General features: G+C 60.7%; 17 protein-coding genes. 9 read left to right on the forward strand and 8 right to left on the reverse strand.

Annotated elements, in window-relative coordinates; genetic code table 11:
- Positions 1-16: 16 nt before the first annotated feature.
- The 4 genes from rlmD to CLU80_RS05500 all read right to left on the reverse strand — a co-directional run bounded on the left by rlmD (position 17) and on the right by CLU80_RS05500 (position 4,665).
- A complete protein-coding gene (gene rlmD / locus CLU80_RS05485; protein WP_093442221.1) occupies positions 17-1,393 on the reverse strand; it encodes a 23S rRNA (uracil(1939)-C(5))-methyltransferase RlmD in 1,377 nt (458 codons plus the stop codon).
- Positions 1,393-2,295 (reverse strand): cysteine synthase CysM, encoded by a 903-nt coding sequence (cysM, locus tag CLU80_RS05490; RefSeq protein ID WP_175559687.1) that lies wholly within the window; start codon positions 2,293-2,295, stop codon positions 1,393-1,395. Before cysM ends, rlmD begins: the two co-directional genes overlap by 1 nt.
- 236 nt (positions 2,296-2,531) lie before the next feature.
- The gene (locus CLU80_RS05495; protein WP_099756929.1) at positions 2,532-3,956 is read right to left on the reverse strand and encodes a sensor histidine kinase; all 1,425 of its coding nucleotides are present in this window, start codon (positions 3,954-3,956) and stop codon (positions 2,532-2,534) included.
- The gene (locus tag CLU80_RS05500) at positions 3,943-4,665 is read right to left on the reverse strand and encodes a response regulator transcription factor (RefSeq protein WP_099756930.1); all 723 of its coding nucleotides are present in this window, start codon (positions 4,663-4,665) and stop codon (positions 3,943-3,945) included. Before CLU80_RS05500 ends, CLU80_RS05495 begins: the two co-directional genes overlap by 14 nt.
- A gap of 219 nt (positions 4,666-4,884) precedes the next feature.
- On the opposite strand from CLU80_RS05500, the gene CLU80_RS05505 reads away from it, so the two are divergent.
- Both CLU80_RS05505 and CLU80_RS05510 read left to right on the forward strand, forming a co-directional pair.
- Positions 4,885-7,638: a response regulator gene (locus CLU80_RS05505; protein ID WP_093442290.1), complete on the forward strand. Its 2,754-nt coding sequence runs from the start codon at positions 4,885-4,887 to the stop codon at positions 7,636-7,638.
- Positions 7,639-7,720: 82 nt separating this feature from the next.
- Positions 7,721-8,710 carry a 2-hydroxyacid dehydrogenase gene (locus CLU80_RS05510; protein ID WP_099756931.1) on the forward strand — a complete coding sequence of 330 codons (990 nt, stop codon included), beginning with the start codon at positions 7,721-7,723 and terminating at the stop codon, positions 8,708-8,710.
- Positions 8,711-8,722: 12 nt separating this feature from the next.
- Here the strand turns inward: CLU80_RS05510 and CLU80_RS05515 are convergent, their stop codons facing one another.
- Positions 8,723-9,181, reverse strand: a complete 459-nt coding sequence (locus tag CLU80_RS05515; protein WP_099759342.1) for a hypothetical protein — start codon at positions 9,179-9,181, stop codon at positions 8,723-8,725.
- Between the two features lie 133 nt (positions 9,182-9,314).
- On the opposite strand from CLU80_RS05515, the gene CLU80_RS05520 reads away from it, so the two are divergent.
- Together CLU80_RS05520 and CLU80_RS05525 are read left to right on the forward strand one after the other, a co-directional pair.
- Positions 9,315-9,749 carry a hypothetical protein gene (locus tag CLU80_RS05520; protein ID WP_099756932.1) on the forward strand — a complete coding sequence of 145 codons (435 nt, stop codon included), beginning with the start codon at positions 9,315-9,317 and terminating at the stop codon, positions 9,747-9,749.
- Positions 9,749-10,153, forward strand: coding sequence for an META domain-containing protein (locus CLU80_RS05525; RefSeq protein WP_093442194.1), 405 nt, complete (start codon positions 9,749-9,751; stop codon positions 10,151-10,153). Before CLU80_RS05520 ends, CLU80_RS05525 begins: the two co-directional genes overlap by 1 nt.
- Before the next feature lie 403 nt (positions 10,154-10,556).
- On the opposite strand, the gene CLU80_RS05530 is transcribed toward CLU80_RS05525, so the two are convergent.
- Positions 10,557-11,024 (reverse strand): TlpA disulfide reductase family protein, encoded by a 468-nt coding sequence (locus CLU80_RS05530; RefSeq protein ID WP_007917494.1) that lies wholly within the window; start codon positions 11,022-11,024, stop codon positions 10,557-10,559.
- 113 nt (positions 11,025-11,137) lie between these two features.
- Between CLU80_RS05530 and arsC the strand changes: the two genes are divergently transcribed.
- The 3 genes from arsC to CLU80_RS05545 are packed head-to-tail and all read left to right on the forward strand — an operon-like array spanning position 11,138 to position 12,511.
- Positions 11,138-11,491 (forward strand): arsenate reductase (glutaredoxin), encoded by a 354-nt coding sequence (gene arsC, locus CLU80_RS05535; protein WP_093442189.1) that lies wholly within the window; start codon positions 11,138-11,140, stop codon positions 11,489-11,491.
- Positions 11,488-12,084 carry an NAD(P)H:quinone oxidoreductase gene (gene wrbA / locus CLU80_RS05540; protein ID WP_093442184.1) on the forward strand — a complete coding sequence of 199 codons (597 nt, stop codon included), beginning with the start codon at positions 11,488-11,490 and terminating at the stop codon, positions 12,082-12,084. Before arsC ends, wrbA begins: the two co-directional genes overlap by 4 nt.
- Before the next feature lies 1 nt (position 12,085).
- The gene (locus CLU80_RS05545; RefSeq protein WP_093442178.1) at positions 12,086-12,511 is read left to right on the forward strand and encodes a DUF2069 domain-containing protein; all 426 of its coding nucleotides are present in this window, start codon (positions 12,086-12,088) and stop codon (positions 12,509-12,511) included.
- 99 nt (positions 12,512-12,610) lie between these two features.
- Here CLU80_RS05545 and CLU80_RS05550 read toward each other — a convergent pair whose 3' ends face one another.
- A complete protein-coding gene (locus CLU80_RS05550; protein WP_093442173.1) occupies positions 12,611-13,285 on the reverse strand; it encodes a DNA-3-methyladenine glycosylase I in 675 nt (224 codons plus the stop codon).
- 150 nt (positions 13,286-13,435) lie between these two features.
- Positions 13,436-14,260 carry a tRNA 2-thiocytidine(32) synthetase TtcA gene (gene ttcA / locus CLU80_RS05560; protein ID WP_093442168.1) on the reverse strand — a complete coding sequence of 275 codons (825 nt, stop codon included), beginning with the start codon at positions 14,258-14,260 and terminating at the stop codon, positions 13,436-13,438.
- Positions 14,261-14,548: 288 nt separating this feature from the next.
- On the opposite strand from ttcA, the gene CLU80_RS05565 reads away from it, so the two are divergent.
- Positions 14,549-15,151, forward strand: coding sequence for a Yip1 family protein (locus CLU80_RS05565; RefSeq protein ID WP_007917515.1), 603 nt, complete (start codon positions 14,549-14,551; stop codon positions 15,149-15,151).
- A 127-nt stretch (positions 15,152-15,278) separates the two neighbouring features.
- A complete protein-coding gene (locus CLU80_RS05570; protein WP_007917517.1) occupies positions 15,279-15,773 on the forward strand; it encodes a SprT family zinc-dependent metalloprotease in 495 nt (164 codons plus the stop codon).
- Positions 15,774-15,835: the final 62 nt, after the last annotated feature.

Here is a 15,835-nt window from a genome sequence, read left to right on the forward strand (position 1 = left end):
GCGCTGCACGGACAGATCAGGCGGATTCAGACGAGCCATCCTGGCTCGCTTCAAATAACGCCATGGCCTCGACATGTGCCGTCTGAGGAAACATATCGAGAATCCCGGCACGTTTTAACCGGTAGCCCTGCTTGATCAATTCGACCGTATCGCGCGCCAGAGTTGCAGGGTTGCACGACACATACACCAACCGTTTGGCACCCAGGGTCGCCAGCTTGCGAACCACCTCGAAAGCACCGTCACGCGGTGGGTCCAAGAGTACCGCAGAAAAGCCGTTTCCGATCCACTGGGCATCGGTCAAAGGCTGGGATAAATCGGCTTGAAAAAACTTTGTGTTATGCAAATTGTTACTAGCCGCATTGGCTTCGGCGCGATCGACCATGGTCTGCACGCCTTCGACCGCCACCACTTCCCGAACGGTTTTGGCCAGCGGCAAGGCAAAGTTGCCCAGGCCGCAGAACAGATCCAGCACGCGCTCGTCGCTACCGGGTTTCAGCCAGTCCAGCGCTTGCGCAACCATGGCTTCGTTGACACCGGCGTTGACCTGGATGAAGTCACCCGGGCGGTACGCCAGATCCAGATCCCACTGTTCCAGGCGATAGCCCAGCGCCTGGGTCGCATCGACCGGTTGCGGCTCGCCTTCGCCATGCAGCCATAATTGCGCTTCATGGAACTGGCAGAATTCCTTGAGAATGGTCAGATCCGCTTCCGACAACGGCGCCATGTGCCGCAGCAGCACCGCCAGTGACGAGCCACTGAACAACTCGACATGGCCCAATGCTTGCGGTTTGCTCAAACGACGGAGCATCTCCGGCAAACGGGTCATGATCGGTTGCAAGGGCTGTACCAGCACCGGGCATTCGTTGATCGCGACGATGTCCTGGCTGCCGGCGGCACGGAAACCGACTTCGAGTTTCTTCGCCTTCATGTCCCAACGCACCGCGATGCGGGCACGACGGCGATAGCCAAATTCGGGACCGGTCAGCGGCGCTGCCCACGCGTCAGGTTCGACACCGGCGACACGCGACAATTGCTCGGCGAGCATGCGCTGTTTCAGGGCAAGCTGTTCGCTGTGGGGCAAGTGCTGGACGCTGCAACCGCCGCAACGACCGGCGTGCTGACACGGTGCCGGGCGACGCAGTTCGCTGGCCTTGAACACGCGCTCGGTGCGCGCCTCGACCACTTTGCCGTGGGCGCCGAGCACCCGCGCTTCGACCTCTTCGCCGGCGAGGGCGCCGAGGACGAACCAGGTTTTACCTTCGAAAAACGCAATACCGCGACCATCATTGGCCAGGCGCTCAATGGTCAAGCGCTGCTTTTTGCCGGTCGGAATTTGCGCGGCCTTGCTCCCGCCCGTGGGCTGGAAGCGCAGGCCTCTCTCGTGCTTGGCCATCAGTTAGGCGCGTCGAAAATGCCGGTCGACAGGTAACGGTCGCCACGGTCGCAGATGATCGCGACGATCACCGCGTTTTCAACTTCTTGGGACAGGCGCAGCATCGCTGCCACCGCACCGCCCGAGGACACGCCGCAGAAGATGCCTTCTTCGCGGGCCAGACGACGGGTGACGTCCTCGGCCTCGCTTTGCGCCATGTCGACGATACGGTCGACGCGGTCGGCCTGGTAAATCTTCGGCAGGTATTCCTGCGGCCAGCGGCGGATGCCGGGAATGGCCGAGCCTTCCATCGGTTGCAGACCGACGATCTGCACGCTGTCGCTCTGCTCTTTCAAGTAGCGCGACACGCCCATGATGGTGCCGGTGGTGCCCATCGAACTGACGAAATGGGTAATGGTGCCCTGGGTCTGACGCCAGATTTCCGGACCTGTGGTGGTGTAGTGCGCCTCAGGATTGTCGCCATTGGCGAACTGATCGAGCACCTTGCCACGGCCTTCGGCTTCCATCCGCTGGGCGAGGTCGCGGGCGCCTTCCATGCCTTCTTCCTGGCTGACCAGAATCAGCTCGGCACCGTACGCGGTCATCGCCGCTTTACGCTCGGCGCTGGAGTTGTCCGGCATGATCAGGATCATCTTGTAACCCTTGATCGCAGCGGCCATGGCCAGCGCGATCCCGGTGTTACCCGAGGTCGCTTCGATCAGCGTATCGCCGGCGTGGATCTGCCCGCGCAACTCGGCGCGAGTGATCATCGACAACGCCGGACGGTCCTTGACCGAACCTGCCGGGTTATTCCCTTCGAGCTTGAGCAATAGGGTGTTGCTGGTAGCACCGGGCAGGCGCTGCAAACGCACCAGCGGCGTGTTGCCGACGCAATCGGCGATGGTTGGGTACTGCAAGGTCATGGCGTATTCGCAATCCAGACGTGCGGGGGCGCCTATCATACCGGCAAACCCGCGCAGGCCATATCACGCAAAGTGCGGTGCTTATGGTTTATGGGAATAAGGGATTGAAAGTCGCACCAGTGGTGCGACTTTTGCGGTGGGTCATCTTAATTGGCGGTGATGCGTATGGCCTCTTCGCGAGCAGGCTCGCTCCCACAGGGAGTAGTGTCAGCAGTGATGACACTATTAACTGTTGATCACACAATCTGCGGCGAACCGAGATCCAATGTGGGAGCGAGCCTGCTCGCGAATGCGTCAGGCGGCGCGAAATCACCCTCAGCGACCAAGCGCAAATTCAACCGCAACCCCGCCCCGCTATTCTCCGCCCAAATCCTTCCGCCCTGACGCTGCACGGCATTGCGCGCGATGCTCAGCCCCAAGCCAAACCCACCATCACCGGGCCGCGAGCCGTCGAGCCGAGTGAACGGCGAAAAGATCCGTTCCAGATCCCCTTCCGCTACGCCGCCGCCCTGATCTTCCAGCCACAGGTGCCAGAAATCGCCATCGCGCCGTCCATCCAGTCGCACGATCCCACCCGGCGGTGAATGCCGAATGGCGTTGCGCAAAATGTTCTCCAAAGCCTGCGCCAGGGTATTCAGGTTGCCACGCACCCAGCACGACGCTTCGACCGAACACTGCAGCTGCAGACTCGGCCAGCCGCTTTCATAACAGGCGTTGTCCGTGAGCATTTCCCACAGGGCCTGAATTTGAATGGCTTCATCCGGCAGCGGCGTGCGGTCGGTATCGAGCCAGGCCAGTTGCAAGGTGTCTTCGACCAGTCTTTGCATACCGTCGACTTCACGACCGATGCGCTCGCGTAGCTGCACCAAATCTTGCTCACTCTCGCTGGCCACGCGCAGACGGCTCAGCGGCGTGCGCAATTCATGGGACAGATCGCGGAGCAATTGCTGTTGCAGGGCGACGGTGGATTGCAGGCGCTCGGACATGGAGTCGAACGCTCGCGCCAGCTCGCCGAGTTCATCTGGGCGCTGGGTGATGCCGCTCGACAACCGCACATTCAACTGGTCTGCGCGCCAGGCGTTGGCCTGTTCGCGCAAGTTGTTCAGCGGCACTACCAGAAGACGATAGAGACCGACACACAGCAGCAAAGTGAACAACCCGGGAATCACGCCGTTGGTGATGACGCGCCAGAACACCCGGTACTTGCCCGGAACAAATCGTTCGGGCAATTCGATCACCAGGCTGCCGGCAGACGGCTCTTTGGGGAAAGGAATGCGCAACCACGGCCGGCCTTTCTTGTGGATCGGCCAGTCGAGACCGCGCAAGAAGGTCAGGTGCTGAATTTCCTGATCATTCAGCGGATCATTGCTCAGCGACTGTAAGTTGCCACCGATCACACCGACCCAACTGGCTTCGCGCAACTCCATGCTCTGCAACCAGTCATCGACCCCGCTGCGGCCGCCGTGCTGCCAGGCCTGTTCCGCTTGCGCGGCGTAACGCGTCAGAGTGCCGCGCGCGTCGTCGGAGAGGAACTGGTTGCGCTCCTCCATATAACGTCCCCACGACCAGCTCAGCCAGATCATCAGCAGACAAAATGCGACCAGCAGAAACGCCAGTTTCCAGAACAGTGAATGCCGCCCCGGCAGTTCAGAGCGTTTCATCGGCGGCGCTCAGAACGTAACCCTTGCCCCAGACCGTACGCACTTCCCGCTCGGTGTAACCGATGGCTTTCAGTTTGCGGCGGATCTGGCTGATGTGCATGTCGAGGCTGCGATCGTGGGCCGCGTAGCCGCGCTGCAAAACGTGCTGATAAAGGAAGGCTTTGCTCAGCACTTCCTCTTCGTTGCGATTGAGGGTTTCGAGCAAACGGAATTCGCTGCGGGTCAGCCCGGCGGGTTGTTCGCGGAAAAACACATCGCACTGTTGGTCATCGAAGCGCAGCGTACCGACCGCCACTGGCGTCGCCAGCGCTGCCGGGCGCCGATCCAGCGCAACCCGGCGCAGGATCGCTTCGATGCGCACATGCAACTCGGCCATGCTGAACGGCTTGGGCAAATAATCGTCAGCACCGAGACGGAAACCGCTGATGCGATCCGCCTCGGCGCCGAGGGCCGACATCAGCAGCACTGGCGTCGTGTGGCTCTGGCGCAATTGCGTCAACACCTGCAAACCGTCCAGGCCCGGCAACAGGATATCCATCAGCACCACGTCGAACGGCTGGCGCGTGGCGATGCTCAGGCCCTCCTGGCCGTTCTGGCACCACGTCACCTGAAAGCCGATGCGGCCCAGATGTTCGTGAACATAGGCGCCGAGTACCGGATCGTCTTCGATGGAGAGAATGCGTGGCTGGCCAGCGGAAACAGGAGTCATGAGTATCTGCAAGTAATTCTCAGTTGAGACTGATTATTCAAGATTGCCGGGCATCGGGCAACTCAAGGTTGACCGAGCTGACCAACGAGCAGCGACGCCCTGCCCCGACGCGAGCGCATTTTTCCGGAGATTGCCCGCGAGCAAATCGCTACACTGCGCCAATGTCGCGTGCCGGATGCACGCATGAGTCAACAGATCAGCGGGATGCAGGAGATAGGCGTGCTCAAGAAACTGGGAATCAAAGGTCGCGTGTTATTGCTGACCTTGTTGCCGACCAGCCTGATGGCGCTGGTGCTGGGTGGTTATTTCACCTGGACGCAGCAGGCCGACTTGCAGACCCAATTGATGCAGCGCGGCGAAATGATTGCCGAGCAACTGGCCCCGCTGGTGGCACCCGCCATGGGCCATGGCAACAGCGAATTGCTGGAGCGCATCGCCACGCAATCCCTTGAACAGCCGGACGTGCGCGCGGTGACCTTCCTCGCCCCGGACCGCTCACCGCTGGCGCATGCCGGCCCGACCATGCTCAATCAGGCACCGAGCGGCGACAGCGCGCATTTGCAACGGCGCAGCGGCAATGACGCGACGCGTTACCTGATGCCGGTGTTCGGCAAACATCGCAACCTCGCCGGCGAACTGATCCCGGAAGAATCCGAGCGACTGCTTGGCTGGGTCGAACTGGAGCTGTCGCACAACGGTATGTTGCTGCGCGGTTATCGCAGCCTGTTTGCCAGTCTGCTGCTGATTGCCGCGGGCCTGGCGGGGGCCGCACTGCTGGCATTGCGCATGGGCCGCACCATCAACCGGCCGCTGAGCCAGATCAAACAAGCCGTCGCGCAACTCAAGGATGGCCATCTGGAAACGCGTTTGCCGCCACTGGGCAGCCAAGAACTGGATGAACTGGCCTCCGGGATCAATCGCATGGCCGGTACCTTGCAAAACGCCCGCGAAGAACTGCAACACAGTGTCGATCAGGCCACCGAAGACGTGCGCCAGAATCTGGAAACCATCGAGATCCAGAACATCGAACTGGACCTGGCGCGCAAAGAAGCGCTGGAGGCGAGCCGGATCAAATCCGAATTCCTCGCCAACATGAGCCACGAAATCCGCACGCCGCTCAACGGCATTCTCGGCTTCACGCATCTGTTGCAGAAAAGCGAACTGACCCCGCGCCAGCTCGATTATCTGGGCACTATCGAAAAGTCTGCCGACAGCTTGCTGGGGATCATCAACGAGATCCTCGACTTCTCGAAAATCGAGGCTGGCAAACTGGTACTCGACCATATTCCGTTCAACCTGCGCGATCTGTTGCAGGACACCCTGACCATCCTCGCCCCTGCCGCACACGCCAAGCAATTGGAGCTGGTCAGTCTGGTCTACCGCGACACGCCGCTGTCGCTGGTCGGTGACCCGTTACGCCTCAAGCAGATCCTCACCAACCTGGTCAGCAACGCGATCAAGTTCACCCGCGAGGGCACCATCGTTGCCCGCGCGATGCTTGAAGATGAGCACGAGGACAGCGTGCAGTTGCGCATCAGCATTCAGGACACCGGCATCGGCCTGTCGAATCAGGACGTGCGCGCGTTGTTCCAGGCCTTCAGTCAGGCCGACAACTCGCTGTCGCGGCAACCGGGCGGCACCGGCCTCGGGCTGGTGATTTCCAAGCGTCTGATTGAGCAGATGGGTGGCGAAATCGGCGTCGACAGCACACCGGGCGAAGGCTCGGAATTCTGGATCAGCCTGAGCCTGCCAAAAACCCGTGACGACGCCGAAGACTTGCCGGCCGCGCCGCTACTCGGGCGCCGCGTGGCGGTACTGGAAAGTCATGAACTGGCGCGTCAGGCCTTGCAACATCAACTGGAAGATTGCGGCCTCGATGTCACGCCGTTCAATACGCTGGAAACCTTGACCAATGGCGTCACCGGTGCGCACCAGACCGATCAGGCGATTGATCTGGCGGTCATTGGCATCACCAGCAACGACATGCTGCCCGAGCGTTTGAATCAGCACATCTGGGACCTCGAACATCTGGGCTGCAAAGTGCTGGTGCTGTGCCCGACCACCGAACAGACGCTGTTCCATCTGTCGGTGCCGAACCCGCACAGTCAGTTGCAAGCCAAGCCGGCCTGCACACGCAAACTGCGTCGCGCGCTGGCCGATCTGGTCAACCCGCGCCAGCCGCGCAATGAGCCGGGGGAACCGCTGTCGAGCCGCGCGCCGAAAGTGCTCTGTGTCGACGACAACCCGGCCAACCTGCTGCTGGTGCAAACCCTGCTCGAAGACATGGGCGCCAAGGTGCTCGCGGTGGAAAGCGGCTACGCGGCGGTCAAAGCCGTACAAAGCGAGTCCTTCGATCTGGTGTTGATGGACGTGCAGATGCCGGGCATGGACGGCCGTCAGAGCACCGAAACCATTCGCCAGTGGGAAAGCGAGCGGCACTGCACGCCGCTGCCGATCGTCGCCCTCACCGCCCACGCCATGGCCAACGAAAAACGCGCGTTGCTGCAAAGCGGCATGGACGATTACCTGACCAAACCGATCAGCGAACGGCAACTGGCGCAGGTGGTGCTGAAATGGACCGGCCTGGCCTTGCGCAATCAAGGGCCGGAGCGGATCAGCGACAGCGCGGCGGGCAATAATGAACTGCCGGTGCTCGATCATGAGGAAGGTTTGCGCCTGGCCGCCGGCAAGGCTGATCTGGCGGCAGACATGCTGGCCATGTTGCTCGCCTCACTGGAAGCCGACCGCGAGGCCATCCGCGCGGCGTGCGAAAACCGCGACCAGAATGCATTGATCGAACGCGTCCATCGCCTGCACGGTGCCACCCGTTATTGCGGCGTACCGCAATTGCGCGCGGCCTGCCAGCGCAGCGAAACCCTGCTCAAGCAGGACGACCCCAAGGCCGTGGCAGCGCTGGAAGAACTGGAGCGCGCGATCAACCGGCTCGCGGCACAAGCGAAGATCAGCGCCTGATCCACGGCAATGCCGGCCAACACCGGCAGCGCTAAAGTGGGTTCGGGTGATTCAATCCGTGTCGATGTTCCAGGAGGATTTCATGCGCACGCTCGTTTTCAGTAGCCAGACCTATGACCGCGACAGCTTTCTCGCCGCCGCTTGCCCGACAGGTATCGAGCTGCATTTTCAAGCGGCCCGGCTCAGCCTCGATACGGCAGCGCTGGCCGATAAACATGAAGTGGTCTGTGCGTTCATCAATGATGATCTCAGCGCTCCCGTGCTGGAGCGCCTGGCTGCGGGCGGCACGCGCCTGATTGCCCTGCGCTCGGCGGGCTACAACCATGTCGATCTGGCCGCAGCGAAACGTCTCGGACTGGCCGTGGTGCGCGTGCCGGCCTACTCGCCGCATGCGGTGGCCGAACACGCCGTGGCGCTGATCCTGGCCCTCAACCGTCGCCTGCACCGTGCCTATAACCGCACCCGTGAAGGCGATTTCAGCCTGCATGGCCTGACCGGTTTCGACCTGGTCGGCAAAACCGTGGGGATTGTCGGCACCGGACAGATCGGCGCCACATTCGCGAAAATCATGCACGGCTTCGGCTGTGAGTTGCTGGCCTACGATCCATTCCCGAATCCGGATGTGCTGGCGTTGGGCGCACGCTATCTGAGCCTGCCGGAACTGCTCGCGCAGTCGCGGATCATCAGCCTGCACTGCCCGCTCAACGAGCAAAGCAAACACCTGATCAACCGCGACTCACTGGCGCACATGCAGGCGGGCGCCATGCTGATCAATACCGGCCGTGGTGGGCTGGTCGACACACCGGCACTGATCGATGCCTTGAAGGACGGCCAACTCGGCTATCTGGGGCTGGATGTCTATGAGGAAGAGGCACAACTGTTTTTCGAGGATCGCTCCGACCTGCCTTTGCAGGACGATGTGCTGGCGCGATTGCTGACCTTTCCCAACGTGATCATTACCGCGCATCAGGCCTTTCTGACCCGCGAAGCACTGGGCGCCATTGCCGCAACCACCCTGCACAACATCGCGACCTGGGCGGCGGGAACGCCACAGAACCAGGTCGAGGGCTGAGATTTTTTGCGCTTATTTCGGTGAAAGCGAAGACGCCAGAATCAGCAGCGCCAGCCAGCCGAAACCAAAAAAGCGCTGTTTCATCGAGTGGCCGTAGCGCAGCAGGAACCAGACGAAAACCATCGGCAGCAGGAAGATCATGATTTTCAGCCAGCCTTCCACCGGACGACTGCCATCGGCATTGGCCTGCTCAGTGGCCGGTTGCTCGGTTGGCTGCTGGCGTCGACGCCGCGCGGCGGCCGGCATGACTTTCGGTAAAGGTTGCGGTTCAGGCGCTGGTGCAGTGACTTCGGGCACAGCCTTGTTACGCGGCAGACTGCCAAAAGAAATCGTCGAAGGCTGAACCGGGGCCGCGGCTGTCTGCGCCTGGGCGTGAGCGGTTTGCTCCGCTATCGGAGCTCCACAATGAATGCAGGCCGAGGCTTCGGAGCTGATGCTCTTTTTGCATTCATAACATTCGATCAGCGCCATGTTCCGTTCCTTCAGATTCGAGGCCGGCAGTTTGCCATGAGTGTCGCGGTATTTGAACCGGATCGAAGGTCGCACGCGCGCATCATTCTGCAATCAACCCCGTGCTAGCATGTCGCGCATATTTGGAGGACCCATGGTCGAACACGATTTCCGCTATACCCTGATGAACCCGCAACACACCCTCACCGAATGCCGCGCCCTCGTTCCGGGCCGCTATCAGGTCACCGGCAATGGTGGCTCGATTCGCATCGGTGACGCGCTGTTGGTCACCCTCAAAGGCAGCAAGGACTTGTCCATGCACCTGACCGTTGAAACCGTCCGCCACCTGATCAACCCGCCGGGCCAATGGACCGCGATGACCACTGGCCCGGTGTTCGGCGAACTGGCGATCCACACCTGGCAGGTCAATTGCGACAGCTGCGCCAAAGAGCTGAGCTTCGAATTTGCCGTGGACGCCAAACTCGGTAAGGCCGCCGAGAAACCGGCGGCCACCGCGCGCATCGCCGAGCTGGGCTGGAAAGCCGTTGGCGACAAGCACCTGTGCCCGAAATGCCAGGAGCCTGCGTGATGAAACGGCTTGCCCTGACCGCTATGGTCGGTGTGGGTCTGGTGGGTTGCGCGGCAGAGCCTGTGCAACTGCAACAGAACCGCAGCTACATTCTGGAGTGGATCGGCGAGCGCCCGCTGATGGATTACAGCCATCTGACCGTGACCCTGGGCGATGATGGCCGCGCCTACGGCAACGGCGGCTGCAACCATTGGTTTGCGCCGTATACGCTGGACGGCGACAAGCTGACCTTCGGCAAGATCGGCAAGACCCGCAAACTCTGTGCACCGGCGTTGATGGAGCAGGAACAACGCTTCCTGCAGGCGCTGGAACACGTCGAGCGCTGGGACATCTCGCCGATCGAGCAGATGCGCTTCTGGCCGGCTGAAGGCAAGCCGTTGCGTTGGTGGTTGGAAGAGGGTTGATTGACTAGTCCGCCGATGCCCTCACCCTAACCCTCTCCCAGGGGGAGAGGGGACTGAATGGGGGATATTGGAGAGCTACGCCGACCTGAAAGGTCTTCATCGAATCCATAATCGACTGGGTCTTTTAGGTCGGTGAGTCGGCCGATGCCCTCACCCTAGCCCTCTCCCAGGGGGAGAGGGGACTGATTGGGGGATATTGGAGAGCTACGCCGACCTGAAAGGCCTATGCCGAATCCATAATCGACCGGATTTTGCTTTGGCGACCCCATAATCGACCTGATCTTGCCTTGGCGAATCTACAATCGACTCGATCTCTCAGGTCGATGTACCTGGCCAGACACCTCGGTCGGTTCCCTCTCCCTCTGGGAGAGGGCTGGGGTGAGGGTTGCTCTTTAGCGGCAACTCACTTGGTTGCCTGCAACGCCTCCAGCTTCGCCATCACCCCCGCCGCCGTCTGCTCGCCCATCAACTGCTCACGCACCTTGCCTTTGTTGTCGATGATGTACGTCACCGGCAGCGCCTCACTGCGCGGCAACTCAAACAACTCCGCCGGATCCTGCGCCAGCACGGTGAACTTGATGCCCAGTTTTTCACTGGCGTCTTTCAGCTCCACACCTTGCACATTGTCAAAGTTGACCCCGAACACGCCGACGTTCTTGCTCTTCAGCTCGTCAGCCAGATGGTTGAGCTCCGGGATCTCGGTGCGGCACGGGCCGCACCATTCGGCCCAGTAGTTGAGCACCACCCATTGCTTGTCGAGACGTTCGGACGCGACCTTCTGACCGTTCTGGTCGATCCCGTAATCATTGCCGCAGCCCCCCAGCATCAACGCCCCGATTATCGTCAATGCCGCTGCCAATCGCCGTGTCATGTCGTGTTCCTTGTGAAAATTTGAAGGCGCCTGCGACCCATTGCCTCCGAAGGTTCTGGATTGCGCGCTGCACAGTTAGAATAGCCGCCACTTTACGCCAGAAGCGACCCGCCATGACCGATCTGACGCTTTATCACAATCCGCGCTGCTCGAAATCCCGCGGCGCGCTGGAACTTCTTGAAGCCCGCGGCCTGACCCCGAACGTCGTGCGGTACCTCGAAACCCCGCTGAATGCAGCGCAAATCAAGGCCCTGCTCGGCAAGCTCGGGATCAGCGCACGTCAGTTGCTGCGCACCGGGGAAGATGAATACAAAATGCTTCAACTGGCTGACGAAAGCCTCAGCGAAGCGCAATTGATCGACGCTATTGCCCAGCATCCAAAACTGATGGAGCGACCGATTCTCGAGGTTGGCGACAAAGCGGTGATCGGTCGCCCACCCGAGAATATCCTGGAGTTGCTGCCGTGAGCGCGCCGTACATTCTGGTGCTGTATTACAGCCGCAACGGCTCGACCAACGAGATGGCCCGGCAGATTGCCCGCGGCGTCGAGCAGGCCGGTCTCGAAGCGCGCCTGCGCACCGTGCCGGCAATCTCCACCGAGTGCGAAGCCGTGGCCCCGGCCATCCCGGACGAAGGCGCGCTGTACGCAACGCTGGATGATTTGAAGAACTGCGCCGGTCTCGCCCTCGGTAGCCCGACGCGTTTCGGCAACATGGCTGCGCCACTGAAGTACTTCCTCGACGGCACCAGCAACCTGTGGCTGACCGGCGCCCTCGTCGGCAAACCGGCTGGCGTGTTCACCTCCACCGCCAGCCTGCACGGCGGTCAGGAAACCACCCTGCTGTCGATGATGTTGCCGCTGCTGCACCACGGCATGCTCATTACCGGCCTGCCGTACAGCGAGTCGGCGCTGCTGGAAACCCAGGGTGGCGGCACGCCTTACGGTGCCAGTCATCACGCCGGAGCGGACGGCAAAAAAGGCCTTGATCAGCACGAAGTGGCGCTGTGCCGTGCGTTGGGTCTGCGGCTGGCCAAAACCGCTCAGAAACTGGTGGGCTGAGATGGCGAAGAAGCCGAAGATTCTGCCGAGTGTCGAGTGGCTTGAGCCACGGGTGAAGGCGATGCGGGTGCTCAGCCTGCTGAGCTTTTTCGCCCTCGCCGGTCTGCTCGCGGCCTACTATCTGCTGTTCGCCGACCTGCACGGCGCGCGGCCATGGGTGATTCTGCTGGTCGAGCTGATCCCGTGGATCGTCCTCGCCCCGGCGATGATCATGGGCAGCGCCCGTGGGCATTCGTGGATGTGCTTTGTGGTGAATCTGTATTTCATCAAAGGCGCACTGGCGGCGTATGACCCGAGCCGACATTGGTTTGGGGTGCTGGAGATGATCGCGAGCCTGGCGGTGTTCTGCTCGGCGCTGCTGTATGTGCGGTGGCGGTATCAGTTGAATCGTAAACTGGCTGGCGAGGGCGAGATCAGCGTCGCCTGACGAATAGCTATCGCGAGCAGGGTCACTCCTACAGGGGATCTGTGGCGTTCACAAGTCCCCTGTGGGAGCGAGCCTGTTCGCGAATGGGGCGACGCGGTCTTAATGGTTGACGGTGTACGCGAGCATCATCGAAATCTGGCTCATGGCCCGCCCGCCACTCTGTTCGTGCCACTGGTTGAACACATCCTGCACGATCGCCAGATCGCGCAGACTGGTCGGCACCTTGTCGACGATCTTCTGTGCATTCAGCGCCGCAACCACGTCGTAGCTCGGCACGAACGTATCCTTGCCGACCATGCGCAAAAAGCGTGGCGCCGACAGCCCGCCCAATTGATGGCCGTGCTTTTTCAGGTACGTCCACAGGCCGACGATATCGGTCACCGGCCAGTCGGCAATCAACGCGCCAAAACTGCCCTTGTCTTTCTCGACATCGAGGATGAACTGCGCATTGCGCGGCACGCTCTTGAGCTTGCCCAGGTGACGGATAATCCGCGCATCCTGCATCAGGCGTTCAAGATGTTCGGCGCTCATCAGCACGACTTTTTCCGGGTCGAACTTGAAGAACACTTCTTCGAAGGCCGGCCACTTGGCGTCGACCAGACTGTGCTTGAGGCCGGCACGGAACACGCGCAGGGCCATGGTCGAGAGGTAACGGTCGTCGCTGATCTTGCGCAATTGCGCAGGGGTCTTGGGAACGGGCAGATGGGCTTCCAGTTCAGCCGCCGAACCGAAGCGGTTCAGACAGTATTCGTGCAGCCACTTGTAATCGCGCATGCCCTCTCCTGGGAATTGAAAATGAAATTCTACCTTTGAACACAAAACACTGTGGGAGCGAGCTTGCTCGCGAAAGCGGCATGTCATTCAACATTGATGCCGGCTGACACGACGCCTTCGCGAGCAAGCTCGCTCCCACAGGGAATGGGTTTACAGATTGACGACGTTGACGAAGCGCGAAGCCGCGGTCTCGTCGATCTTCAGGCTGGTGAAGTCGAACAGGTTGCGGTCGGCCAGTTGCGACGGAATCACGTTCTGCAGGCTGCGGAAGATGCTTTCGGTACGGCCCGGGGTCTTGCGTTCCCAGTCCTGAAGCATTTCCTTGACTACCTGACGCTGCAGGTTTTCCTGCGAACCGCAGAGGTTGCACGGGATGATCGGGAATTCCTTGAAGTCCGAGTACGCCTGAATGTCTTTCTCGTTGCAGTAGGCCAGCGGACGAATCACCACGTTGCGGCCGTCATCGGCGCGCAGCTTCGGCGGCATGGCCTTGAGGCTGCCGTTGAAGAACATGTTGAGGAAGAACGTCTCGACGATGTCGTCACGGTGGTGACCGAGAGCCATTTTCGTCGCGCCGATCTCATCGGCAAAGGTGTACAGCGTGCCGCGACGCAGGCGCGAGCACAGCGAGCAAGTGGTCTTGCCTTCCGGGATCAGTTCCTTGACCACCGAGTAGGTGTCTTTCTCGACGATGTGGTACTCGACGCCCAGCTCTTTCAGATAGGCCGGCAGCACATGCTCGGGGAAGCCCGGCTGCTTCTGGTCCATGTTCACGGCAACGATCTCGAACTTGATCGGGGCAACCTTTTGCAGGTGCAGCAGCACGTCGAGCATGGTGTAGCTGTCTTTGCCGCCGGACAGGCAGACCATGACCTTGTCGCCATCTTCAATCATGTTGAAATCGGCGACCGCTTCGCCGGCCAGACGGCGCAGGCGCTTTTGCAGTTTGTTCTGGTTGACCGTAAGAGTGCCCATGACGCGAAATCCGTGAGGTGTGACGAAAGGCCGGCATTTTACGCAAAAACCCCGGGGTTGTGGGCACAGGTTGTCGCGGCCAGCCGACGGCGCGTTAACAGACCCCGAGGCGATTACCCGCCCTGTTTACAGCGCGATTTGCTCTAAGCCCCTAATACCTGTGCGGGTAAGACCTTTCTATACTGCGACATAAGGTCGCACACATCTGAAGACCTGAATTTGCTCGGCCACCTTGGCCCGTAGGCGCTCCGTTGGGGGGCGATGGCAATAACAAGAGGAGTGACTGGCATGATCCATCACGTAGTGGGACTTTTTACCCACCCCGATCAGGAATGGAAGGAAATCCGTGGCGACCAAGAGGAAAGCATCAGCCACATGTATCTCACTCACACGCTGATTCTGGCGGCGATCCCCGCTGTCTCGGCGTTTATCGGCACCACTCAGGTCGGCTGGGTAATCGGCAATCGCGCACCGGTGATGCTCACCGTTGAAAGCGCGATCTGGATGACGGTCATGTCGTATCTGGCCATGCTCGGTGGGGTCGCGGTCATGGGTGCTTTTGTGCACTGGATGGCCCGCACCTATGACGCCAATCCGAGCCTGGCCCGTTGCGTGGCATTTGCCACCTACACCGCAACACCGTTGTTTGTCGGCGGGCTGGCGGCGCTGTATCCGCATATGTGGCTGGGGATGATCGTCGGCACGGCGGCCATCTGCTACACGGTTTACCTGTTGTATGTGGGGCTGCCGACGTTCATGAATATTCCGTCGGACGAAGGTTTTCTGTTCTCGAGCTCGGTGCTGGCGGTGGGTCTGGTGGTACTGGTCGCCATCATGGCGTTTACCGTGATTGTCTGGGGGCTGGGCGTTGGTCCCGTCTATACCAACTGACTCGATAAGCCAATCAGAGGCCGCCGCAAGGCGGCCTTGTCGTTTGCGCGATGACCATTCGGCAGCTTGGCGATTCGCAAGTGCACAGGGTTGCGGCATACTCGACGCCTCTGGAGATCCATCAAGCATGCCCGAGCAACTCAATACCCGCGTCGAAGACTGTTACCAACTCGCTGAATCCTTTTTCAAACGCTCCTTCCCTCGCCCTGTTGTCAGCCTCAAGCTGCGCGGGCAAAAAGCCGGTGTCGCGCATCTGCACGAGAACCTGCTGCGCTTCAATCCTCAGCTGTACCGGGAAAACACCGAACATTTCCTCAAGCAGACCGTGGCCCACGAAGTCGCACACCTGATCGCCCATCAGTTGTTTGGCGAGCGTATCCAGCCGCATGGCGAGGAATGGCAACTGATCATGCGCGGCGTTTACGAACTGCCGCCGGATCGCTGCCACACCTATGCAATCAAGCGCCGCAGCGTGACCCGCTATATCTACAAATGCCCCTGCGCCGACAGTGATTTCCCGTTCTCGGCGCAGCGCCATAGTCTGGTGCGGCAGGGGCGGCGGTATTTGTGTCGCCGATGCCGCAACACCTTGGTGTTCAGTGGCGAGATGCGCGTCGAATAGTCAGTGTTGTGTTGCCCTGAATGGCCCCATCGCGAGCAGGCTCACTCCTACATTTGGAATGC

Origin of the sequence: Pseudomonas sp. 29 (genome assembly GCF_002754355.1) — a bacterium.
GTDB classification, from domain to species: Bacteria; Pseudomonadota; Gammaproteobacteria; order Pseudomonadales; family Pseudomonadaceae; genus Aquipseudomonas; species Aquipseudomonas neuropathica.